Annotated in this window: 18 protein-coding genes and 1 pseudogene; 3 read left to right on the forward strand and 16 right to left on the reverse strand. The window is 70.5% G+C overall.

Annotated elements, in window-relative coordinates; translation table 11 throughout:
- From FXF52_RS34650 to FXF52_RS34710, 13 genes are all read right to left on the reverse strand, one after another.
- On the reverse strand, window positions 1-974 hold a 974-nt coding region (locus tag FXF52_RS34650; protein WP_148803625.1), incomplete at its 3' end, for an alpha/beta hydrolase.
- Window positions 975-993: 19 nt separating this feature from the next.
- The gene (locus FXF52_RS34655) at window positions 994-1,992 is read right to left on the reverse strand and encodes an LLM class flavin-dependent oxidoreductase (RefSeq protein WP_148803627.1); all 999 of its coding nucleotides are present in this window, start codon (window positions 1,990-1,992) and stop codon (window positions 994-996) included.
- Window positions 1,992-2,321 carry a TIGR04076 family protein gene (locus FXF52_RS34660; RefSeq protein WP_148803630.1) on the reverse strand — a complete coding sequence of 110 codons (330 nt, stop codon included), beginning with the start codon at window positions 2,319-2,321 and terminating at the stop codon, window positions 1,992-1,994. Before FXF52_RS34660 ends, FXF52_RS34655 begins: the two co-directional genes overlap by 1 nt.
- The gene (locus FXF52_RS34665) at window positions 2,318-3,319 is read right to left on the reverse strand and encodes an NADPH:quinone oxidoreductase family protein (RefSeq protein ID WP_148803632.1); all 1,002 of its coding nucleotides are present in this window, start codon (window positions 3,317-3,319) and stop codon (window positions 2,318-2,320) included. Before FXF52_RS34665 ends, FXF52_RS34660 begins: the two co-directional genes overlap by 4 nt.
- Window positions 3,316-3,729 (reverse strand): nuclear transport factor 2 family protein, encoded by a 414-nt coding sequence (locus tag FXF52_RS34670; protein ID WP_148803634.1) that lies wholly within the window; start codon window positions 3,727-3,729, stop codon window positions 3,316-3,318. Before FXF52_RS34670 ends, FXF52_RS34665 begins: the two co-directional genes overlap by 4 nt.
- A complete protein-coding gene (locus FXF52_RS34675) occupies window positions 3,726-4,991 on the reverse strand; it encodes an amidohydrolase family protein (RefSeq protein WP_148803636.1) in 1,266 nt (421 codons plus the stop codon). The genes FXF52_RS34670 and FXF52_RS34675 overlap by 4 nt, the downstream gene beginning before the upstream one ends.
- A complete protein-coding gene (locus FXF52_RS34680) occupies window positions 4,988-6,658 on the reverse strand; it encodes a hydantoinase B/oxoprolinase family protein (RefSeq protein WP_148803638.1) in 1,671 nt (556 codons plus the stop codon). Before FXF52_RS34680 ends, FXF52_RS34675 begins: the two co-directional genes overlap by 4 nt.
- On the reverse strand, window positions 6,651-8,339 hold the full coding sequence (locus tag FXF52_RS34685) for a hydantoinase B/oxoprolinase family protein (RefSeq protein ID WP_148803640.1): 1,689 nt from the start codon (window positions 8,337-8,339) through the stop codon (window positions 6,651-6,653). Before FXF52_RS34685 ends, FXF52_RS34680 begins: the two co-directional genes overlap by 8 nt.
- Window positions 8,336-10,387, reverse strand: a complete 2,052-nt coding sequence (locus FXF52_RS34690) for a hydantoinase/oxoprolinase family protein (protein ID WP_148803642.1) — start codon at window positions 10,385-10,387, stop codon at window positions 8,336-8,338. The genes FXF52_RS34685 and FXF52_RS34690 overlap by 4 nt, the downstream gene beginning before the upstream one ends.
- Window positions 10,384-12,414 (reverse strand): dipeptide ABC transporter ATP-binding protein, encoded by a 2,031-nt coding sequence (locus FXF52_RS34695; protein ID WP_148803656.1) that lies wholly within the window; start codon window positions 12,412-12,414, stop codon window positions 10,384-10,386. Before FXF52_RS34695 ends, FXF52_RS34690 begins: the two co-directional genes overlap by 4 nt.
- Window positions 12,415-12,416: 2 nt before the next feature.
- Window positions 12,417-13,307 carry an ABC transporter permease gene (locus FXF52_RS34700; protein ID WP_148803644.1) on the reverse strand — a complete coding sequence of 297 codons (891 nt, stop codon included), beginning with the start codon at window positions 13,305-13,307 and terminating at the stop codon, window positions 12,417-12,419.
- Complete coding sequence (locus FXF52_RS34705; protein WP_148803646.1) at window positions 13,307-14,317, reverse strand: ABC transporter permease; 1,011 nt, start codon at window positions 14,315-14,317, stop codon at window positions 13,307-13,309. Before FXF52_RS34705 ends, FXF52_RS34700 begins: the two co-directional genes overlap by 1 nt.
- An 18-nt stretch (window positions 14,318-14,335) precedes the next feature.
- Window positions 14,336-15,994, reverse strand: coding sequence for an ABC transporter substrate-binding protein (locus FXF52_RS34710; RefSeq protein ID WP_148803648.1), 1,659 nt, complete (start codon window positions 15,992-15,994; stop codon window positions 14,336-14,338).
- Between the two features lie 572 nt (window positions 15,995-16,566).
- Between FXF52_RS34710 and FXF52_RS34715 the strand changes: the two genes are divergently transcribed.
- On the forward strand, window positions 16,567-18,363 hold the full coding sequence (locus FXF52_RS34715) for a helicase-associated domain-containing protein (protein ID WP_255472688.1): 1,797 nt from the start codon (window positions 16,567-16,569) through the stop codon (window positions 18,361-18,363).
- A 154-nt stretch (window positions 18,364-18,517) separates the two neighbouring features.
- Complete coding sequence (locus tag FXF52_RS34720) at window positions 18,518-18,874, forward strand: hypothetical protein (protein ID WP_222870840.1); 357 nt, start codon at window positions 18,518-18,520, stop codon at window positions 18,872-18,874.
- A gap of 212 nt (window positions 18,875-19,086) precedes the next feature.
- On the opposite strand, the gene FXF52_RS34725 is transcribed toward FXF52_RS34720, so the two are convergent.
- On the reverse strand, window positions 19,087-19,344 hold the full coding sequence (locus FXF52_RS34725) for a hypothetical protein (protein ID WP_148803650.1): 258 nt from the start codon (window positions 19,342-19,344) through the stop codon (window positions 19,087-19,089).
- A gap of 342 nt (window positions 19,345-19,686) precedes the next feature.
- Between FXF52_RS34725 and FXF52_RS34730 the strand changes: the two genes are divergently transcribed.
- Window positions 19,687-20,289 (forward strand): dihydrofolate reductase family protein, encoded by a 603-nt coding sequence (locus tag FXF52_RS34730; RefSeq protein ID WP_148803652.1) that lies wholly within the window; start codon window positions 19,687-19,689, stop codon window positions 20,287-20,289.
- A gap of 1,165 nt (window positions 20,290-21,454) precedes the next feature.
- On the opposite strand, the gene FXF52_RS34735 is transcribed toward FXF52_RS34730, so the two are convergent.
- Window positions 21,455-22,447, reverse strand: a complete 993-nt coding sequence (locus FXF52_RS34735; RefSeq protein WP_255472690.1) for a hypothetical protein — start codon at window positions 22,445-22,447, stop codon at window positions 21,455-21,457.
- Window positions 22,448-22,614: 167 nt separating this feature from the next.
- Window positions 22,615-22,810 (reverse strand): annotated as a pseudogene (locus FXF52_RS34740) (cyclase family protein); the annotation flags it as partial.

The following is a 22,810-nucleotide window of genomic DNA, read 5'->3' on the forward strand; positions in this document are numbered from 1 at the left end:
ACGAGGTCGAGACTGTCGTCGGCTCCTTGCACCACCAGGGTCGGGAGCCCGAGCGGCACTCGAGCGATCGGGTCGCTCGCCGCGTACCGCCGCCATGCCGTCGCGGGTGTCCCGCCGAGGGCTGTGGAGATCGCACCTTCACCGAGTTGCCGCCGTTCGCCCTCGGCCAGGTCGAGGACGCCGGCCAACGACACCGCGAGCGCGACCGCCGAGACGGTTCGCTCCGGACCGACGGTGACGTCCCGGTTTCCCGCAGCGGAGGCAGCGGCCAGGTCCCCCGCAACCCGCAACGCCAGCTGGCCCCCGGCCGAGTGGCCGAAGACCGCGACGCGCTCCAGGTCCAGCGGTCGGTCATCGGCGACACCGGCGAGCGCCGCGATGCCCGCCGCGACGTCGGTTGTGGTGGCGTCCCAGCCATGTCGGTCCGGGCGCCGGTACTCCAGATTCCACGACGCGTACCCGCTGTCGGCGAGGTCGACGGCGAGGGCGTCCATCAGGTCCGCCGCCCAGACGGACCGCCAAAAACCGCCGTGCAGCAGCACCGCGACCGGAGCCCGATCCTCGCTCGTGCCGGCCGGGAGCCGCAGCTCGCCCCACTGGTCCGGGTGCGGCCCGTAGGCGATGCGGGCGGCCGGCGACCGGAGGCGGTGGACGGCGTGCCGGATCGCCCAGGCCAGGCCCCAGACACCGCGCCCGTGCAGATGGGCGGCACCGGCAACGGGTGACTCGACGGTGAGGTCGTACCACACCACATGTGGGACGGCACCCATGAGGGCACGCACCTCGGGTGTCGGACCGGGCAGCACCACCAGCGGCGAATCTGCTGCCGCAACCAGGGACCGGACGTCGTCGGGTGCGTTGGCGGTCACCAGCCGGCCGGCTACGCCGAGTTCCGCGCACGTGGTGGTGGTGAGTGACTTCAGCACTGCTGTGTCGGCCACCAATCCGGGTCCGACCACGACGACCAGCCGCACCGGCCGCTCCTCTCTCGGGCTACCTGCGCAGCAGGGGCAGGACGGCGGAGCCGAGCAGCTCCACGCCGTGTTCGTCGGTCAGCCCGTGCGGTGTGCCGAACTCGACCCGACGGACCCCGGCGTCGATGAGTGCCTGGGCCTGTGCGGCGACCTGGGCCGGGGTGCCGGAGAAGGCGAACCGGTCGAGCACCTCGTCCGGGATCAGCTGGCCGGCCGCCTCGTGGTCACCCGCATCGACCAGCTTGCCGACCTGCTCCACCAGGTCCCTGGGCAGCACGACGGTCGGGTCGAGTTCCGCCACGACCGCGAGATACATGGCGACCTCGGTGCGGGCCTTGGCCCTGGCCGCTTCGCCGTCGGCGTCAACGACCGTCACGGCGCCGAGCACGATACCGATGTCCTCGACGTTCCGCCCAGCCTTGACCGCGCCGACCCGGACCCGGTCGCGGATGACCGGCACCATGTCGGGATTGGCGCTGCCGCCCACCTTGATCTCGTCGGCGATCCTGCCGGCGAGGGCTGCCCCCTGCGGGCCCCAGGCGCCCACCAGTAGCGGCGGATCCGGCCGCTGCACGGGGTAGCGCAGCGCGGTGCCGGGGGCCAGCGAGAAGACGCGCCCCGCGTAGCCGGCTCGGTCGGCGGACAGCAGGCGGTAGACGACGGCCGCCGCCTCCTCGATCGCGGTCAGCGGCTTCGGTTGGGCCAGTCCCACCGCGCCGAGCCAGGTGCCGCGGGCCAGCCCTAGGTACGCCCGCCCCTGCGACGCGAGGTCGAGAGCGGCGACCTGGCCGGCGATCTCGTACGGGGCCAGGGAGTAGGGATTGAGGCATGCCGCTCCGAGCCGGACCCGGGTGGTCACCTGAGCCATCTCCAGCAGCGGGAAGATCGGCGGCTGGTACATCAGGTCACCGAAGACGGTCAGCACGTCGAAGCCGTACGACTCCGCGGCGCGGGCCAGCCGGGCGTAGGCGCCGGCGGGTTTGTCGCTCTGCAGCCCGAGCCCGATCTCGACGGCCATCAGGTCAACTCCGAGGAGTTCATCCGCCGCCGGCAGGTCCGTTCCACCTTCATGATCAGTCGCTCCTCCGGATCAGGGCAGGCGAAGTGGGAGTCCTGGGCCAGCCAGTCCCCGGCCGCCAGGTCGCGCTGTTTCGCGGCGAGGAACGGCAGTACCGAGGCGAGCGCGTACACGCAGAAGTGCTTGCCCTCGGGTAGCCGTAGGTGGGCGCTGTTGGTCAGCTCGAACCAGTCACCGACCGCCATGGCGCAGACCGACCGCCCCTCGATGCGATCCACAGTCACCTTGAGGTCGTAGATCTCCATGTCGCCGTCCGGCGTCTGCGTCATTGCCCCTCCCCCTCCTCGACCCGCGCGACGATCTTGCCGATGGTCCTTCGGTCGGCCAGCTCGCTCAGCGCCGCCGGCACGTCGTTTAGCGGCACCACCCTGCTGACCCGCGGCCGGATCGCACCGGATCCGTACAGGTCGAACAGGGCCTGATAGGCCGCCCGCACCGCCGTGGCACGCCGCCACGGGTACTGGGAGCCCCAGGAGAGCCCGATCAGGGTGGCGTTCGCCGCGATCAGCCGACCGGGGTCGACCGGCGCTGGTGGACCGCCGGCGGCGCCGACGGTGACGACCGCGCCCTCGAACGCCAGGCAGTCCAGCGACCGGGCGAGCACATCGCCGCCCACCGGGTCGATGATCACGTCGGCACCCCGACCGTCGGTAGCCTCCCGCACGGCCGCAACGAAATCCCCGGTCGTGTAGTCGAACGCCACCGCCGCACCTTCGGCGCGGCAGACGGCCGTCTTGCGGGCACCGCCGGCGGTGGCGATGACCCGTGCGCCCCGGGCGACCGCGAGTTGGGTGACCGCGATGCCGACGCCGCCGGCGCCCGCGTGCACCAGCACCGTCTGGCCGGCGGCGACACCTGCCCGCTCCAGGGCGAACCACGCGGTCTGGTACGTGACCGGCAGGGCCGCCGCGATCGTCAGATCCACCGTGGCCGGGCGGGGCACCACCACCGCGGCGTCGACCGTCACCGCGTCGCCGAGTGCGCCACGCGGCAGCGTCGGGCAGGCGATGACCTCCTGACCGAGCAGGTGTTCGGCGCCGACGCCCGCGGCGACGACCCGGCCAGCCGCCTCCACCCCGGGGGTCATCGGCGGGGTCGGCCGCACCGGGTACTCGCCCCGGCAGAGGGACACGTCGAGGAAGTTCAGGCCGACGGTACGGACGGCGAGCTGCACCTCGCCGGGGCCGGGCGGATCGTCCGGCAGGTCGACGACGGACAGGACCTCCGCCGGCTCACCCGTCCGGTCGGCCACCAGCCGGCGCGTCACGTGGCCTCCACCGGGTCGTGCAGCAGCTCGGCGTGGTGGTGCACGATCAGCCACCGGCCGTCGATCCGGCGCAGCACATCGGTGACTCGGGTGAACTGCGGTGCCTCCTCCGCGTGTGCCTGCGCGACCAGCACGTAGCGGGCGACGCCGACCTCACCCCACACGTCGACGCGTTTGTCCCGCGCGGCGAGCACCGCCAGCCGCGGTCGCTGGCTGGCGGCGTCCCGCTGATCGCGATACGCGTCCAGCTGCTCCCGGGTACGCAGCGGCCCGGGCAGATGGGTCTCCCAGGTGGTCACCTCGGCATGCAGGTGCGCGTCGAACCGCGGTCGGTCCCCCGCGAGGAAGGCCTCGTACATGTCGTCGATCCCGGCGGCGATGGCCGCCGCGCCGGCCTCCACGAACGTCACCGCGCACCTCCCACGGCCCGGTCGTCCCGGGCGACATGGCCGCCCTTCATCACCCACCGCACCTTGCGGAACGCCGAGGTGTCAGCGAGCGGGTCGTCGTCCATCGCGATCAGATCGGCCAGCTTGCCCACCCGTACCGTGCCGAGGTCGCTCTCGGCGCCGAGCCACCGGATGGGCCCGAGGGTGCCCGCGTGGATCGCTCGCGCCGGCCCGATCCGCTCCGCCATGTACTCCAGCTCCCGCACCGAGGCGTTGGTGCCCTCGAATTGCCAGAACGGGGGCATGTCGCTGCCGAGCAGCACCTCCACACCGGCGGCGATCGCCATCGCGAAGCTCTCCAGGTGCCGAGGCCCGGCGCCCAGCGAGCGGCACTGCATCCACTCCGGGACCCCGAGCTCGTCGAAGAACTCCTTGCACCGCGTCACCAGCAGCGTCGGCACCAGCGCCGTGCCCCGCTGGGCCATCCGCGCCGCGACCTGCGGAGTGAGCCGGTAGCCGTGCTCCACACAGTCCAGCCCGAGCTCCACCGCGGTGCCGATCACCTCGGCCGGCCCCGCGTGCGCGGTCACCTTGCGCCCCCAGGCGTGCGCCGTTTCCAGCACCGCGGCCAGTTCGTCGGCGAAGAGCTGCGGGGTGTGGATGCCCTCGTGCTCACCGGCGATGCCACCCGAGATCATCACCTTGATCAGGTCCGCGCCGGCCTTGATCTGGCTGCGTACGCCCCGCCGGAAGCCGACCGGCCCGTCACACTCGATGGTGTCGCTGCTCTCGTGGCCGTGCCCGCCGGTGCAGACCAACGCGCGTCCGGCCGTGTAGATCCGGGGGCCCGGCGTGCGTCCGGCGGCGATGGCGCGCCGCAGCGCGAAGTCGGCGTGGTCCTTCTCGGCGACACACCGCACCGTGGTCACCCCGCAGTGCAGCGTCCGCCTTGCCCCGTCGGCCATGTAGTAGGCGAGGTCGTGCGGGCCCATCCCCTTCACGTTGTCGCCGCCGCTGCCGGGCAGCGACAGGGAGAAGTGGGTGTGCATGTTGACCAGCCCGGGCGTCAGATGGGCGCCGTCGAGGTCCACCTCGGTCAGCGGGCTGGCGGCCCGCGCCTGGGCCGCCACATCGGCGTACGGGCCGACGGCGGCGATCCGGTCGCCGTGGACCCACACCCCTGCGTCGGCGATGGGCGTCATGCCCTCCACGACGCGGGCGTCGAGCACGGTGCAGTTGCCGAGCAGCAGGCTCGACGGCTCGGGCGCAGAGGCGGCGCTCATGCGATCACTCCATACAGCTCGCGGGCGGCCTGCGCGGAGACGTACCCTTCGGCGACGTCCCGGCGTACCGCGTCGGGGTCGCGGGTACGCGGGTCGCCGTGCCCGCCACCACCGGCGGTCAGCAGCGTCACCCGATCACCGCCCCGCACCGACGTACGCCGAGTACTCACCCGCTGCTCACGGTCGGTGCCCGGGAAGACCACCACCTGGTTCGGGTCGGGCCGCAGCCCACCGGCCAGAGCCCACGGCGCGCTCTTCGTCTTCTTGATCACCGACAGGAACTCCCCCGACGTCACGAAACGAATGTCCCGCCGCAGCCCACAACCACCACGGAACCGGCCCGCGCCACCCGAATCCGTACGAATCTCCACCCGCTCGAAGAACATCCCCGTCCTGGCCTCCAGCACCTCGACGGGGGTGTTGCGGGCCTGGGTCTGGCACAGGTGGTTGGCCGGCCCGATGCCGTCGTGGTGGGGTGTGCCGCCCCAGCCGACCGGGTCGTTGTTGCTGACCGCGAACATCTGGCCGGTGTCCGGGTGCAGACCCACCATCATGAACCCCGGCACGTCACCACCGCTGGAGGCCGGCAACCGCTCCGGCATCCCCTGCGCGAGGGCTTGGTAGATCAGTTCCAGGGCGACGGTGCCGGTCCACTGGGTGAACGTCGCCGCGGGGTACCGGGCATGGAACAGCGACCCGGGTTCGGTGCGTACCCGAAGCGGGGCGAAGTGCCCGGCGTTGGTCTGTTGGGTGGGGGTGGTGACTGCCTTGAACGCGACCCGGCAGGTGGCGATGGTCGCCCCGAGCGGCAGGTTGACCGGCCCCGGCACCGCCGGGGACGAGCCGGTGAAGTCGACGGTGAAGGTGCCGCCGGCGACGGTGACGGTGGCCCGCATGCGGATGGGGTCGCCGGTGACGCCGTCGTCGTCGAGCCAGTCCTCGGCGGTCCAGCTGCCCTGCGGCAGTCCGGCCACCGCCTCGTGGGCGGAGTCGGCGGCAGCCGCGATGACACGTTCGACGACCGCGTCCACTACGGCCGGCCCGTACTGCCGGTACACCTCGATCACCCGGCGCTCACCGGTACGCAGCGCGGCGATCTGGGCGTTCAGGTCGCCGAGCACGAGTTCCGGCATGCGCGAGTTGAAGCGGATCAGCTCGTGGATCTCGCGTACCGGCTTGCCCCGGGCGTACACCTTCGTGCCGGGGAAGATGATCCCCTCCTGGTGCATGTCGGTGGAGTCGAGCACGTAGCCGGGGTCCTTGGCGCCCAGGTCCATCCAGTGCGCCCGGATGCACAGGAAGCCGATCAGTTCCTCGCCGCTGGGCAGGAAGACCGGCGCGAACAGCGTCGCGTCGTAGCTGTGCGCGGCGTTCCAGTACGGGTAGTTCAGCAGCACCACGTCGCCGGGGTGCAGATTCTCCCGCCCGACGTACTCGACCCCGCGCTCGATCGAGTAGTCGTTGGCGCCGAGGAATCGGGACAGCCCGGTCGACTCCGCGACCAGCCGCAACTGCCGGTCGTAGATGGAGATGCCGAAGTCGTACACCTCGTAGATGACCGGATTGAAGGCGGTGCGTACCAGCGCGGCGCGCATCTCCTCGGCCGCCGAGGCGAGGTGGCTGCGCACCACCTCGACGGTGGCCCCGTCGACGGTCGGCTCACTCATCGACGTCCACTCCATACAGCTCGCGGGCGGCCTGCGCGGAGACGTACCCTTCGGCGACGTCCCGGCGTACCGCGTCGGGGTCGCGGGTACGCGGGTCGCCGTGCCCGCCACCACCGGCGGTCAGCAGCGTCACCCGATCACCGCCCCGCACCGACGTACGCCGAGTACTCACCCGCTGCTCACGGTCGGTGCCCGGGAAGACCACCACCTGGTTCGGGTCGGGCCGCAGCCCACCGGCCAGAGCCCACGGCGCGCTCTTCGTCTTCTTGATCACCGACAGGAACTCCCCCGACGTCACGAAACGAATGTCCCGCCGCAGCCCACAACCACCACGGAACCGGCCCGCGCCACCCGAATCCGTACGAATCTCCACCCGCTCGAAGAACATCCCCGTCCTGGCCTCCAGCACCTCGATTGGGGTGCCCCGGCCGGTGCTGCCGGAGACGTGGGTGGCGGCGTCCATCCCGTCGTGGTGCGGTGCGCCGCCCCAGCCGACCAGGTCGTTGTTGCTGACCGCGAACATCTGACCGGTGTCCGGGTGCAGACCCACCATCATGAACCCCGGCACGTCACCACCGCTGGAGGCCGGCAACCGCTCCGGCATCCCCTGCGCGAGGGCTTTGAGGATCAGCTCCACGGCGACGATGCCCGTCCAGAGCGTAAAGGTGGGCTGCGGATAGACCGCGTGGAACAAGGTGCCCGGCTCGGCCCGCACCTCCAGCGGCGCGACCGTGCCGGCGTTCGACGGGTCGTCGGGTGAGGTCAGCGACTTGAGGATGACCTTGCAGATCGCCTCGGTCGCACCGAACGGCATGTTGATCGGGCCGCGGGTGGCCGGCGCCGAGCCGGCGAAGTCCACCACGAACCGGCCCTCGGCGACGGTGACGGTGACCCGCATCTTCACCGGGTCGTCGGTGATGCCGTCGTCGTCCAGCCAGTCCTCCGCGGTCCAGGTGCCCCGCGGCAGGGCCGCCAGCGCGGTGCGGGTCCGGGCCTCGCCGTCGGCGATGATGCGGTCGATCGCCGAGTCCACCGTCGCGCGCCCGAACTTCTCGACGATCTCCAGCAACCGACGTTCGCCAGTACGCAGCGCGGCGATCTGCGCGTGTAGGTCACCGAGCACCGCATCGGGCATCCGCGAGTTGAACCGGATCAGCTCGTGGATCTCGTGCACCGGCTCGCCGCGCGAGACGACCTTGGTACCCGGGAAGATCAGGCCTTCCTGGTGCATGTCGGTGGAGTCGAGCACGTAGCCCGGGTCCTTGGCGCCCAGATCCATCCAGTGCGCTCGCACGCAGAGAAAACCGAGCAGGTCGCCGTCGGCGTCGACGTCGGACGGGTCCGGGCGAAAGACCGGCGCGAACAGCGTCGCGTCGTAGGCGTGCGCCGCGTTCCAGTACGGGTAGTTCAGCAGCACCACGTCGCCGCGGTGCAGGTTCTCCCGGCCCACGTACTCCACGCCCTTGCGCAGGGAGTAGTCGTTGGCGCCGAGGAAGAACGTCAGCCCGGTGGCCTCGGCGACCAGCCGCAGGTCGGCGTCGTAGATCGACAGGCCGAAGTCGTGCACCTCGTAGATGACCGGGTTGAACGAGGTACGGATGAGAGTGGCCCGCATCTCCTCCGCCGCCGAGAGCAGGTAGCTGCGGACGACCTCGACCTGGGCGCCGTCCAACGTGGTCATGCGGCTCCCTCCAGGGTCACGAGCAGGTATCCGTGGTCGTCGACGGTGACCCGCTGACCGGTGGGCACCACGGTGGTGGAGGTGCCCTCGTCAACCAGCGCCGGCCCGTCGAACGTGTCGCCCGGCTCCAACGCGGCCCGGTCGTACACCGCGAATGGCACGACCGCGCGCTGCCCGAAGTCGTAGGCGTCGCGGTGGGCCAGCAGCGCCTGCGCCGGGTCACCGTCGCCACGCGGACGGGTGCCGAGCTCCGGCCGGGCGGTCCGGCCGATGCCGCGCACCCGGACGTTGAGGATCTGCAGCGGGTTGCCCATCGTGTGGCCGTACCGGCCGTGATGCAGGGCGTCGAAGGCGGTCCGGACCGCGTCGCGGTCCAGCCCGCCACCGACCGTGACCATCAGGCTGTGCTCCTGGCCCAGGTAGCGCAGCTCGAACTGCCGCTCCAGCACGGCTTGGTCCGCCGGAACGCCCTGCGCCACCAGCGACGCCACCGCTTTGGCCTCGACCGCCTTGAAGACCTGCTCCAGCGCGGCCAGGTCCGCGTCGTCCAGAATGGTCATCACGGTACGGCTGAAGTCGTTGACGATGTCCGCAGACAGCATGCCCCATGCAGAGAACCCGGACGGCGCGAAGGGCACGATCACCTCACCGATGCCCATCTCGCGGGCCAGCAGCGGCGCCAGCAGCGGCCCCGCCCCGCCGAAGGCGAGCAGGGAGAACTGCCGCGGGTCGTGGCCCCGCTCGACGGTGATCTGCCGGACCGCGCCGACCGTCCGGGCCAGCAGCACGTCGAAGACCCCGGCCGCGGCGCCCTCCACGCTCAGGCCGAGCGGCCCGGCCAACTGCTCCTGGATCGCCGCGCGCGCCGCCGCGTCCTGCAGCCCCATCGTGCCGGCGAGGAAACGGTCGGGGTCGACGTAGCCGAGCACGACCGCCGCGTCGGTGACGGTCGGTTCCGTGCCGCCTCGGCCATAGCAGACCGGCCCCGGATCGGCCCCGGCGCTCTGCGGGCCGACCTTGAGCAGACCCCGGTCCAGCCAGGCGATCGACCCGCCGCCGGCGCCGATGGTGCGGATGTCGTACGTGGGGATCAGCAGCGGGAAGTGCTCCAGCTGGGCCTGGTACGCGGCAACCGGGTTGCCGCGCTCGATGACGCAGGCGTCCAGCGAGGTCCCGCCGATGTCGAAGGTGAGCATGTTGTCGCGACCCAACTCGGCCGCCAGGTAGGCGGCGCCCACGATGCCGCCGGCCGGACCCGACAGGACGGTGTGGGTGGGCGAGGTCTTCGCCACCGCGCTGGTCATCGAACCACCGCCGGAGCGCATGATCAGGAACCGGCCGCCGAACCCCCGCTCGGCCAGTCCGGCCTCCAGCTCGTCGACATACCGCTCGAAGATCGGCCGGATGTACGCCTCCAGCACCGTCGTGCTGGTCCGCTCGTACTCGCGGTACTCGCGCACGATGTCGGTCGACAGCGAGAGGCTGACGTCGGGGAACTCCTCCCGGATCAGCCGCGCGGCCTCCCGCTCGTGGCTCGGGTCGAGGAAGGAGTGCAGGAAACAGATGGCGATCGAGGTGACCTGCTGGTCCACGACGAGGGCGCGGGCGGCGGCGCGGACGCTGTCCGGGTCCAGGTCCTCCACCACCCGGCCCCGGTAGTCGAGCCGGCCCCGCACGCCGGCGGTGAAGCGGCGCTGGACCAGGCTCTCCGGCCGCTCGTACTGGAAGTCGTACATGTGGTCGGCGGGCACGTTGCCCCGGCCGATGAGGAAGATGTCCCGAAACCCCTCGTTGGTGATGATGCCGGTGCGACCGCCGCGCCGTTCCAGCACCGCGTTCAGCCCGAGGGTGGTGCCGTGGATGAACAGCTCCACCTCGGACAGATCGGTGCCGAGCGCGGCGATCGCGGCGAGCACGCCATCGGCCGGCCGGGCCGGGGTGGTGGACGCCTTGCGGAAGCGGACCCGGTTCGTGCGGGTGTCGAGTTCCATGGCGTCGACGAACGTGCCACCGATGTCGACGGCCAGCCGGATGGGGCGCCTTGTCATGGGGTGGTGGCCTGCTTTCCGGTCAGGGCGGCAAGCTCCGGCGCCCGCCAGCAGGCGGCTCGGCTTGCGCCATACGGCTGAAGGTGTTGCTGCTGCGTGCGGCAGGTGTCGGTGACGAACGGACACCTGGCGGCGAGCGGGCACCCGGTGGTCGCGTCGGCCTCCTCGAGGTCCTTGACCAGTTCCACCGCGTCGCCGCCGGCCCCGGTGCCGCCGCCCAGGCGGGGTGCGCTGGCCAGCAGCGCCATGGTGTACGGGTGCCGGGGGTGGTCGAAGACCACGTCGACCGGCCCCTCCTCCACGATGCGCCCGAGGTAGAGCACCACGACCCGGTCGGCGAATCCGCGCACCGTGGCGAGGTCGTGGGAGATGAACACCGCGGCGCGGTCCTTGTCGGCGGTCACCTCGCTGATCACCGTGAGGATCTGCGCCTGCACGGTGACGTCGAGGGCCGAGGTCGGCTCGTCGAAGACGATCAGGTCCGGCTCACCGACCAGCGCCCGGGCGATCCCGACCCGCTGCGCCTGACCGCCGGACAGCTCGTGCGGATATCGCTGCAGGATCGAGCGGTCGAGTTCCATCCGGTCCAGTACCGCGGCGACCCGGGCGGCCCGCTCCGCGGCGGAGAGGCCGGCGGCTCGCAGGGGCTCCGCGATCGAGTCCGCGACCGTGCGGCGCGGGCTGAGCGAGCCGATCGGGTCCTGGAACACGAGTTGGGCCCGCGTCCGCGCCTGCCGTAGCGCCCGCCCGCGCAGGTGTGCCCGACCGGGCTGTCTGACCAGGCTGTGCCCGGCGACGGTGACGGCGCCGGATGTGGGCGAGACCAAACCCATGACGAGCTTGGCGAGGGTGCTCTTGCCGCAGCCGCTCTCGCCCACCACGCCGAGGGTTTCGCCGGCCGCAACCCGCAGGCTCACCCCGCGCAACGCGTGATGCCCGCCGGACCCGAACCGGCTGCGGTAGACCACGTGCGCGTCGTCGATCTCCAACACGGTCGACTTCGCCTGCGGGCCCACTGCGGGATCGGCAGCCGGGATCGCCCGGACGGGCTCGGGCTCCGCGCCGATCGGCCCGGCCTGCGGGTGGAAGCAGGCCAGCGACCAGCCATCCGGGCCGCCGGCGAGCGGCTCGGTGGTGGGACGCCGGGCGGCACAGGTGTCGTCGGCGTGCCCGCAACGGGCGACGAACGGGCAATTCTGCGGTGCGCGGGTCAGCAGGGGCATGGCGCCGGCGGTGGCGACGACCGGTCGGCCGCCGACGTCGGGCACCGAGCGCAGCAAGGCGCGGGTGTACGGGTGCGCCGGTTCGCGCAGCACCTGGGCGGCCGGTCCGCTCTCCACCACCGTTCCGGCGTAGAGCACCACCACCCGGTCGCAGACCTCGGCGATGGAGGCCAGGTCGTGGGAGATGAGCAACACGCCCCGGCCGTCGGTGTCCGCGGCGTGCCGGAACTGCCGCAGGATCTCCCGGGTCAGCGTCACGTCGAGGCCGGTGGTCGGCTCGTCGGCGATCAGCAGGCCGGGGGCGCAGCCGGTGGCCAGCGAGATCATCACCCGCTGGGCCATACCGCCGGACAGCTCGTGGGGGTAGGCGTCGAGCCGCCGCTGCGGGCTGCGGATGCCGACCGCCTCGAACAGTTCCCGGGCCGCTTCGCGGGCCCGATCAACGGGCATGTTCTGATGGGTGACGAGCCGGTCGACGAGCTGCCGGCCGACGGTGCGGGTCGGGCTGAGCGCCCCGCGCGGGTTCTGGAAACAGATCGCCACGCCCCGGCCGCGGTGGGCGGCAAGCGCGACCTCGTCCATTCCCAGCACGTCCGCGTCGTCGAAGACGACTCGCCCGGTGGCGTGTGAACCGTCGGGAAGCAGACCGACGATGGCGCGGGCCACCATGCTCTTGCCACCGCCGCTCTCCCCCACCAGGCCGACGACCTCGCCGGGGCGTACGGCGAAGGTGATGTCGTTGAGCGCGGCCACCTGGCGGCCGGGCCGGCGGATCACGACGGAGAGGTTCTCGATCGACAGCATGGTCACCGCCGCTTCGCGTCAGCGCGTTCCTGCAGGCCTTCGCCGAGCAGGCTGAACCCCAGGACGCAGACGAGCAGGGCCAGGCCGGGCGGGACGGAGGTCCACCACCGACCGCCGACCACGTCCGCGGCACCCAGGCTGATCATGGCGCCCCACTCGGCGGCGGGAATGCTCACGCCCAGACCGAGGAAGGAGAGCCCGGCCAGGGTGAGCATCGCCCAGCCGCAGTTGAGCGGGGCGATCACCCGCACCGGGGTGAGGCTGTTGGGCAGCAGGTGACGCCACAGGATGCCGGCCGTCGACGCCCCTGAGGTCACGGCGGCGTCCACGAAGGGCAGCTCGCGCAGCGTACGCACCTCGGCGCGGACCAGTCGGGCGTAGGCCGGAGCGTTCACGGCTGCGATGGTGAGGACCAGGTTGAGCGTGCCGTTGCCGAGCAGGGCGGCCACCGCCAACGCGAGGATGAAGGTGGGAAACGCCTGGAAGATGTCGACGACGCGCATGAGCACGTCGTCGAGCCAGCCACCGCGGTAGCCGGCGACCAGACCGAGCAGCGTGCCGGCCACCACCGCGAGCGCGACGGCGGCCACCGCGATGCCCAGGTCCAGCCGGGCGGCGTACAGCACGCGGCTCCAGATGTCCATGCCGTTGCCGTCGGTGCCGAGCAAGTGGCCGCCGCCTGGCGCGGCCAGCGTGCTGGCCGGGTCGATCACGGTCTCGCCCCAGGAGCTGAGCAGCGGGGCGAACACCGCGGCCACCACGACCACGGTCAGGATGGCAGCGCCGGTGGTGATCAGGACGCGGGCGAAACGGCCGTCGCGGGTGCCGCCGGCGTCGGCCGCCACGCCCTGGTCCGTGGCACCGGCCGGGCCCGCCGTGCGTAGGTCGGCCATCAGATCCTCACTCTCGGGTCGAGAATCGCGTGCACCACGTCGGCGACGAGGAACACCACCACGTAGCACAGCGCGATCATCAGCACGGAGGCCTGCACCACCGGATAGTCGCGGTAGAGCAGACCGCGCAGCGCCCACTGGCCGAAGCCCTGCCAGGAGTAGACGTACTCGACGAGCACCGTGGAACCGATGGCGGTGCCGAAGACCAGCGCGGCCAGCGACGGCAGCCGGACCAGGGTCGCTCGCAGCAGGTAGCCGTAGAGCAGGGTCCGCCGTGGTAGGCCGTGCGCCTCGGCCGCGGCGTACGGCTCCGAGCGCAGCACCTCCAGTGCGGAGGCGCGCACGCTGCGCAGCAACGGCGCGACCACCCCGACGACCAGGGTCAACACCGGCAGCACCAGGTACGCCGCGGCGGAGGCGATCGCCGGTCCGTTCCCGGTGAGCACGGCGTCGATCAGGTCGGCGCCGGTCAGCGGGGTCAGGTTGGTGTCCGGATCGACCCGCCCGCTCGGTGCCGGAAACCAGCCCAGCACGCTGTAGCCGACCAGCACGAGCACCAGTCCGAGCCAGAAGTCGGGGACGGAGTTGCCGATCAGGGCGAGCACCCGGATGCCGTGGTCGCCGGGCCGGTTGGCGCGCCGGGCCGACCAGACACCGAGCACGGTGGCGGCCACCAGCGCGATGGTCACCGCGATGACGACCAGCTCCAGCGTGGGTCCCACCCGCAGGGCCATTTCCGCGCCGACCGAGCCGCCGCTCTGGATGGAGGTGCCGAAGTCTCCCGTGACCAGTCCTCGGAGGTAGTCGAGGAACTGCCGCCACAACGGCTGGTCCAGTCCGAACCGTGCGCGGGCCGCGGCGGCGTCCGCCTCGGTGGCGTTCTGCCCGAGGATGGTCCGCACCGGGTCGCCGGGCAGTACCCGAACCAGGAGGAAGGTCAGGACGACCACCCCGAGCAGCACCGGGATGAGCTGGAGCAGTCGTCTGACGACAAACCGGAGGATGCGCATTCGGATGCCCGGCGGTGCCTAGGCCGACGCGGTCAGGTAGCGCAGGCGGGCGAGGCCGTCCATGGGCTGTACCCAGCCGGCGACGGTGTCCCGTACCGGCAGGTTGAAGTTGGGTTGGCAGATGACCACCCAGGGCACGTCCGCGGCGAGAATCTGCTGGACCTGCTTCCACAACTGGTTGCGCGCCGATTCGTCCACGGTGGTGTGCGACTGCTCGTAGATCTTCTCGATCTCGGGATTGCTGTAGTTGGAGTAGTTGAGGTTCGCGCCGTTGACGAAGCTCGTGGCGAGCATGTACTCCACGTCGTTCACCCAGAGCTGGCCGGAGGTGAGCTGCACCGGGATGTTCTTCTTGGTCCGCCGCTCGCCGAGGGTGGCCGGGTCCAGCGGGGTCAGCTTGAGGTTGATGCCGACCTTCGCCGCCTCGCTCTGCACCTGGACGGCGATCTTCTGCTGTTCGTCGTTGTCGGCCTCGAAGACCAGTTCCGAGTCGATCGTGTTCTTGCCGGCCGCAGCCATGGCAGCCTTAGCCTGGTCGAGGTTGTGCGTGAACGGGTAGCCGCTCGCGTCGTACCCGGGCATGTCCAGCGGCACGGGGCTCTTGGCGGGGCGGGCGTCCCCGCCGTAGACGTTGCTGATGATCTGCTCGTACGGGACCGCGTACGCGAGGGCCTTGCGGACGTTCACGTCGTTGAACGGTGCCGCGGTGACGGACATCTGGATCGCCACCTGGCGGTTGCTGGCCGCCGAGATGACCTTGATTCCCGGGGCCTTCTTGAGGTCCTGGATGTCGCGCTGGCTGATGCCGAGGGCGATGTCGATGTCACCGGCCTGCAGTTGCAGCCGCTGGTTCGCGGCGGCGGGTACCACGGAGATGCGGATGGTGGGCGTCTTGGCCGGGTCGGGGCCCGGGTAGCCGGTGTTCGCCGACAGTTCGATCTCCTGGCCCTGGGTGGCTTTCGTGACGTTGAAGTAGCCGCCGGTGGGCGCGTTCTTGGCGAACCACTCCTTGGCCCAGGGGTCGCTGGCGGTGGTGTGCTTCTTGGCCTCCGTCGAGTCGAAGACGTACAGCGAGATCGCCTGGATCTGCCGGGTGAGCGCGCTGGGGAATGCCTGGTGGAACTCCACCGTGTAGTCGTCGACGACCTTGACCTGGTCCGGGCTGGTCAGCCCGATGGTGCGGTAGATGCCGGCCACGTTCGCCTGAGCGGCGAAGGCACGGTCCTTGGACCACTTCACGTCTGCGGCGGGCATCTCGTTGCCGCTGGCGAACTTGACCCCACGGCGCAGCTTGAGCGTCCACACCTTCTTCGCGGCGTCCGGCTCGAACGACTCGGCGAACGCCGGGCCGATGTTCTGGGTGTCGAGGATCTGGCTGTCTCCCGCGTTGGTGACGCCATAGTCGATCATGTACGGGAAGACGTTCTTGTAGAGCATCAGCGCGGTCAGGTCGAAGCCGACGAAGTCCTGGTCCCAGCTCGACAGGTAGCTCGAGACCGCGATGCGCAACGTCTTGGCGGTGGGGCCGCCCGACGCACCGCTCTTGGGCTTCGACCCGCTGTTCGCCGCGCAGGCCCCCGTCGCGAGCAGGAGCGCGACACTGCCGCCCAACTGCAGGACCCCGCGGCGAGAGAGGGCGGGCGAGGAGGTGCTGTCCGCGCGATCTGAACGAGCCATGAGTAGTCCTCCTAGAACCACGAGGCAGATGGTCCGCGCAGCGGACCCACTCGTGTTCTACCGGATTAAGTGGCAGTGAACAAGAGTCTGAACGGTGTTCACTGAACAACCCTCGCAACGAACGGCGCAGGCCTCCCGAACAGCCAATGACCTGCGAGGCAGAGGTTCACATGAGTTGACAGGCTTGCTACAACCACTGTTCAGGCTGTCGAAACGCCGGCGCCGGACGACCTTGGACAGGTGCGATGACCATGTCGGTGCGCATGTGGTCGGCGAGCGCCCAGCCCGCGAGGCTGCCGTGACGGCCGACCGCCAGTAGTAGTAGCTCGAGCGGGACGGCTCCCCGTGTTCCCGACCGCCGGCGTCTGCGGTGGGCCGTCGTCCGTATCCGGGATTTACAGATTCGCCCCTTGACCGTCACGCAAACCGCCCGGTCGCCGCCGTCCGGATGGTCCGCACTGGTGACCGGGCCAGGCAGCTAGGCTCAGATTTTGGCGGCAGGCGGGGGTCCCGTCATGGGATGCGGTTTGTGAGGTTGGATTCAGGGTGTCGCCGTTCCTGGGGGTAGCCTCGTGAATCCATATGATCAGCTTGCTGGCCTTGACCTGCCGACGTTGCAGGTGTTGGAGGCGGCTTTGGCGCTGGGTGGCCTCGTCGCCGAGGCTGAGGTGTCGGCGTTGGTCGGCGCCGACGCAATGCCGTACCTGCAGCGTGCCGCCGATGCGGGGCTTGTCGCGCGGCTGCGGGGCCGGCTCGCGGTGAACGGCATCCTGCGAGAGGTCTTCGTCCGTCCGCTGGGTGTCGGCCCGTCGGCTGGGCAACTCGCCACGGTGTTGAACGTCGAGGATCTGAAGGTTGTTGCGAGCAACCTGGGGCTGCCTACGAAGGGCCGCAAGGCGGACCTGCTGGAAGCGATGGCGGAGTTCTTTCTCGACACGGACAGCGTGCACGATCTCCTCAAGCGGATGCCCGCCGCGACGCGGGCGGTGTTGGAGGAGGCTGATCGCGGCGGTGGACTGATCCGTCACTACGGCGGCAGCGGCATCGCGCACCGCATTCGGTATCCGAACCACTACCGTCAGGTGCATCCGCTGGACTGGGCCGAGGAGCACGGGCTGGTCTACCGCGTGACCTGGGAGGACTATCAGCTGGCGGGTCAGGTCGCGATCGCTTTACGAGGAGCCGACTACCGGGCTCCGTTCCAGCCGCAGGAACCGCCGGTTGCCTGGCACACACCCGATCCCGCGACAGTGCGCCGCGACGCCCAGGCGCAGGGCATCGCCGTAGTCGGGCTGTTGTCGGCGCTGCTGGACGGGGCTGGACGTGAGCCGCTGACAACGGTCAAGGCCGGCGGTGTCGGCGTGCGCGAGCTGACTCGGACGGCGAGGACGCTTGGTGTGACGGTTTCGACCGTGCGGCTGCTGCTCGCGGTCGCCGTGAAGGCCGGGCTGGCCGCACTCGACGAACGCGTGATCCCGACGGGCGCGTACGATCGCTGGCTCCGGCTCGGTCTGGACCGGCGGCTGGCGGTGATCCTGAAGGCGTGGCGCGAGTTGGACTATCTGCCGTCGACGCAGACCGGGCCGTGGGTGCCGGACCACGACGAAGCCTGGTCTGCGCACGCCCGAATTGCCGTGCTGCGGGCGTTAGGTGACAGGGCAGCGCCGGACCTCGATCAGGCGGCGCAATGGATGTGGTGGGGGCAGCCGCTGGCCTTCGGCGACGCCACGGCGGCGCGCGGTCTGCTGGAGGAGGCCACAACCTTGGGGGTTCTCGGCGCGGGCGCGATCAGCCCCGCCGGGCAGGCGCTGCTGGCCGGCAAGGACATCGTCAAGGCTGTCGGCGACCTGGGTGATCTCGCCCGAACCGCCCGGCTGCAGGCCGACCTGACCGTGGTCGTAACAGGAACACCAGGTCCGGAACTGGCGGAGCTGCTCGACGCGGCCGCCGTCGTAGAGTCCCGCGGCACGGCCACGACCTGGCGGTTCAGCCCAGCATCCGTACGCGGCGCGTACGACGCAGGCTGGACCGAGCACAGCCTGACGAAAGCCCTAACGAAGATCGCCGACGGCGGACTGCCGCAACCGCTGGTCTACCTGCTGGCCGACGTCGCCCGCCAGCACGGGTCAGTACGGGTCGCGCCCGTGGCCAGCACCCTGGTCAGCGACGACACCGCGCTGCTGGCTCAGATCTGCGCCGACAAACGGCTGGGCAAGCTCAACCTGCGTCTGCTCGCCCCGACCGTGTTGGCCAGCCAAGCCACCACGGCTGACACGATGGCCGCCCTGCGCAAGGCCGGCTACGCGCCACGCCAGCAAGACGCCGACGGCCGCGACGTCATCGAACGAACCCGCCGCCACCGCGCCTGACGGGCTGGAGAGCAAGATGCTGATCGTACGCGCAACCAAGAAACTCCTCGACCACACCAACCCGCCTCGGGCTGTTGACGGAGACCAAGACACCACGCTGCTCGGCCCGTGGTACGCCACCGCGCTGTAGTGGCGGCCCCGGCTGGCACTGCTGGTGAACGAACGCACCCTATTGCCGGTCCTGCTGCCGCTGGCACCGGCACGCTCCCTGCCCGCCCGCATCCCCGACGAGATCGCGGCGGTGCTCGACGCCCACCAGATGCCCAAGGCCGTCATCGCCGACGAGCTACTGAACATGCGCGAATGCCGCTTCGCCACGACCGCCAACCGCAGCGTCGTCGGGGTCATGAACGAGTTCACCAAGCTCGCCGAGATCTACGCCGATCCAGCCCGCCCCAACCTCGTCGCACTGTCGCTGCGGCTGGCCACGACGCCCTGCACCCCCCTGCACCAAAGAAGCGTGAGCCCCGATCGCGAACTGGCAGCACTGGTACGCTCCATCGCCTCCTGATCAAGGCTGAGGCAGGTCACCGGCAAAATCCATCCCGGTTCGACGCTGTCGGCGTAGCGGTGAACATGAGAAGACGGAAGCCGTAGGCGGGCCGGCATGCACGAGCACGGCCGGGCCCGCCGCGGAGCTGTGGTGCGCCGGGTCGGGCCAGCCGCGGGGCCCGGGGCGTGGTCAATTTCGCGGCGCCGCCGGTTGGGCAGGCTGGAGATCAGCTATCGCCGCTGAGCGGTTGACTGCTGATCAGGGAGGAGTCTGCTCCAGACGTATACCCACGGCGGGCCGCCGCCGGCGATCGACTCCAGCGCGTACACGCCGTTCATATCCGCGTCGAGCAGTTCGCCGCCGTACTCGATCCATAACCAGGTCTGATCGATCGTTGCAGGGGGCATGCCGTCCTCGTCGACCGGCACCAGGACGGAGCGGCCGTCCACCGGCCCTCCGACGCACGGTACGTCGATCTTCGCCCACATGTTTTGATCATCGGCCGAGACCTGGCGGCACCGGGCGTGTTCCGCCAATTGGGCGTGTACCCATACCCATTGCCGGCCGTCGTCGCGCACGAGAACGCCCGTGTCGCAAAATCGGCCTGCGTGACACTTCCCCCCATCCCGGCGGCAGGGGATCAATAGCTGCCGAGGCTGACCTCGTGCATCGTCCCGTCTGGCCCATCCGGAACATCCGTGGTGGGCCCATGGCCCGTAGTCGAAAGATCCTGCGGCCGATGTCGAACGGGCGCCGCCAGGTTCGACCTCTGGGTGGAGCCAAGCCGGCCGGGTCATCGGCGGGCCGATGAAGACCAAGGGAGTGGATCGATGACGAAGGTTACGACCGGGGCGACCATGTCGCTGGACGGCTACATCGCCGACGCGTCGCACGGCGGGTTCGAATACCTCTTCCAGTGGTACAACAACGGCGACGTCGAGACGCCGACGGCCACGCCCGGCATGACGCTGCGCACCTCGGCGGCGAGCGCGAAACACCTGCGCGACCTGAACGAGCGGACGGGTGCCCTGGTGGTCGGCCGGCGGCTGTTCGACATGACCCACGGCTGGGGCGGCCGGCACCCCATGGACGTGCCCGTGGTCGTCGTCACGCACACCGTCCCCGACGGCTGGGAGCGGGAGAGCGACTCGTTCGTGTTCGTCACCGACGGCATCGAGCACGCGATCGACACCGCCAAGGCCATCGCCGGCGACAAGCAGGTCGGCGTCAACGGCGGCACCATCGCCGCCCAGGTCCTCGAAGCCGGCCTCCTCGACGAGGTCCACGTCGACCTCGTCCCCGTCCTGCTCGGCGACGGCATCCCCCTGTTCGCCAGCCTGAAAATCACCCCCGTCCAGCTTGACGGGCCCACGAGCGTCGTCGAGGGCAACGGCGTCACCCACCTCGCCTACCGCGTACGCAAGGCAGGCTGACATTCGCCGGTCCGGCAATCCCCCGCGCAACCCTCAATCCCCTCCACCCGTCCGGCTGGCAGCGCTACAAGGCCGCCCGCTCCCCACCGCAACCGTCGGCACCGCCTGCCGCCCAATGGAGACGAAGCGCCCCCACCAGGGCAGGTGGGGGCGCTCGCGTTTTCGGCTGGGGCAGGGCTGGCTATCGAGCCAGGACGACCACGAGCGTGGCGAAGCATCCGATCATCACAGTGGTGCCGCCCAATGCGGCATACGGCAACCAGTCGCGTCGCCGCTCGGGCACAGGCGGCATGGGGTGCGTGGGCCGGCTCCAGCCGGCAGGTGACGGCCGGCTGGCGTTGACCGGCCAGCGGGGCGGCGGTATGCGGGTGGTCGATTCGACGATCACGGGGCCTCCGGCAGCGTCAGGGTCGCTGTTACGGGTCAAAGATGGGGAGGCCAGGCGGGACCATGGGAGGTGTGGGGCCGGTCGTCCCGCCCGGCGAGGGGCATGACCATGGATGGCGGCCAACCCATGTGGATCAGCGATGCCCTGTCCCCCGCCGTTACAACTACCGGAGGATCCCGAACTAGGGGCAGGGTGACCAGGCACGTCCGACGCATCACGCCGCCGGCAAAGCCACACGTCTCCTCCCGCCACCCCCGGGGCTTGAACCCTGAACCCCTCCGGCGTGCTGCTGGTCAACTCAAATCGGGTGGATTGGCCGCCTCACCTCGGCGAACTCTTCCGCTGCCTTACAGCGATTGACAGCCCTTGTCGGCGTCAGTTGTGCCCGCGTTGTGCCCGATGATCTTGCCCGGCACTGGGTACTTGCGGCCCAGATCGCCACCGGGCACGCTGTCGGCCATGAATCACGAGGACCGGTTGCAGCGGATGATTGAGGAGCTCCGCAGCCGCGTCACGGCGCACCAGCTGCCAGCCCTCAGGGGGTAGTGGGCTTCCCCCTGAGATTGGGGACGATCAAAGGTAACGGGCAGGGGGTAGTGCCTCGCGGGCGCCGACCGCATGCCTCCCGTCCGGTGTCGCGGTGACCAGGAGAGGGCCGCCGGTGATGCGGTGCGGAGACGGTGACCGGCAGGCCGGCGCAGAGGCCCGCGCCGGCCGGCTCGCTTGTCGGTGCTGTGCCCGGCCGCTCGCGGCCGGGCACAGTCGGCCCGCGACGCGTCAGTCGACGACGGGTGGTGCCGTCTTCGCTGCGGCCGCCAGCGCCGCCGCCGCGCTGGCGTACGGGTTGTAGGTGTACGTCCGAGACAGGCTGCCCGGGATCGTGAAGTACTCGACGGACAGCTTCGCCGGATCGGTGGCGATCTCGCCCCGGGCGGGCAGGTCATCGCCGTCGTCCCAGCCCCACGGCGCGTTGGCCGAGTTGATCGAGCAGTCGAGCGTACCCGCGCCACAGTCGCCGGAGTCGTCGCCGGCGAAGGTACCGAGGTTCGCGAACAGGCTGGTGTTGGCCCGCTGCGCCCACAGGCCGTCACTGGCGAGGATGTCGATGAGCTTGTATCGCACGTCGCGGTCGTTGCCGCTGCTGGGCGTCTCCGCCACGGTCGACGGGTAGTACACGATCCCGTCGCCCACGATGTCGTACTGCGGGTACGCCTTCAGGCCGTGGCCCTTCGCCTCCTGTGCGGTCACCGGGTGCCGGAACGCGTCGTGCGGCGACGCCTGGAGTTGCAGGGTGCCGTCGACGTTTTCCCGGCCACCCGTCCAGGTGCTCCCGGCCGGGGTGTACGAGAAGAAGTTCGTGTGCGCCACGGTCACCGCGGAGCGCAGCACCCCGTACGTGGATCCATCCCGCTGGATCGCGAGCAGCACGCCCTCGCCGTCGTTCTCGTGTTCGGTGTCGAAGAAGTTGTCCGTCCAGTCCCGAGGGTGGAAGAACAGGTACGTGAGGTACCAGTGCGTGCTCGTCTCCAGCACCGAGTAGTAGGCGTGCGCGGCGAACGAGACGCCCGTCTGGCCGGCGCGGTCCCAGTTGTTGCGCCCGTTGAGGTCGCCGTCGAAGTCAATCTTGGTGATGTAGTCGGACCTGCCACCGAGCGCGTGGCTGCCGGTGACGTCGATGTCCTGGTAGTGGATCGGCGCCCAGCGCAGCGCCAGCTGCGCCCTGGTGACCGCCGCGCTCGCCGGTACGGGCACCGCGAACCCCACCGTCACGAGCGCCGCAGCCGCTACGGCTGCCGCCAGGCATCTCCCAGCGATTCTGCTTCTGTTGAGCATGAGTGCTCCCAGGTCCCGGGACATAGATAGATGTCGACTAATCTATCTTGTCCGCGGCCTCCGGCGGGCGACCACTGCGCGGTACGAATTTGCGCCCACTCGGGTCAGAATGTGGCGATCGGGTTGACCGGGCTGCCGGACGTACCGGCAAAGCGGACCGGCGCGACTGCGAGGTGGAAGTCCCACTGGCCGAGCTCGGCAGCCGTCGCCGCGCACGCCTCCAGGTCGCAGTTGTCGAGCAGCCACAGACCCATCGCGACGAGGCTCACGGCGTGAACCGGCATCAACACGCCTTCGTAC

The organism is Micromonospora sp. MP36 (assembly GCF_008119785.1).
GTDB lineage: Bacteria > Actinomycetota > Actinomycetes > Mycobacteriales > Micromonosporaceae > Micromonospora.

Bases quoted from the DNA above. Each gene is read 5' to 3' on its own strand.
- FXF52_RS34655 (WP_148803627.1), bottom strand. From the start codon at position 1,992: ATGGCCGTCGAGATCGGGCTCGGGCTGCAGAGCGACAAACCCGCCGGC.
- FXF52_RS34660 (WP_148803630.1), bottom strand. From the start codon at position 2,321: ATGACGCAGACGCCGGACGGCGACATGGAGATCTACGACCTCAAGGTG.
- FXF52_RS34675 (WP_148803636.1), bottom strand. From the start codon at position 4,991: ATGAGCGCCGCCTCTGCGCCCGAGCCGTCGAGCCTGCTGCTCGGCAAC.
- FXF52_RS34680 (WP_148803638.1), bottom strand. From the start codon at position 6,658: ATGAGTGAGCCGACCGTCGACGGGGCCACCGTCGAGGTGGTGCGCAGC.
- FXF52_RS34685 (WP_148803640.1), bottom strand. From the start codon at position 8,339: ATGACCACGTTGGACGGCGCCCAGGTCGAGGTCGTCCGCAGCTACCTG.
- FXF52_RS34690 (WP_148803642.1), bottom strand. From the start codon at position 10,387: ATGACAAGGCGCCCCATCCGGCTGGCCGTCGACATCGGTGGCACGTTC.
- FXF52_RS34695 (WP_148803656.1), bottom strand. From the start codon at position 12,414: ATGCTGTCGATCGAGAACCTCTCCGTCGTGATCCGCCGGCCCGGCCGC.
- FXF52_RS34700 (WP_148803644.1), bottom strand. From the start codon at position 13,307: ATGGCCGACCTACGCACGGCGGGCCCGGCCGGTGCCACGGACCAGGGC.
- FXF52_RS34705 (WP_148803646.1), bottom strand. From the start codon at position 14,317: ATGCGCATCCTCCGGTTTGTCGTCAGACGACTGCTCCAGCTCATCCCG.
- FXF52_RS34710 (WP_148803648.1), bottom strand. From the start codon at position 15,994: ATGGCTCGTTCAGATCGCGCGGACAGCACCTCCTCGCCCGCCCTCTCT.
- FXF52_RS34725 (WP_148803650.1), bottom strand. From the start codon at position 19,344: ATGTGGGCGAAGATCGACGTACCGTGCGTCGGAGGGCCGGTGGACGGC.
- FXF52_RS34730 (WP_148803652.1), top strand. From the start codon at position 19,687: ATGACGAAGGTTACGACCGGGGCGACCATGTCGCTGGACGGCTACATC.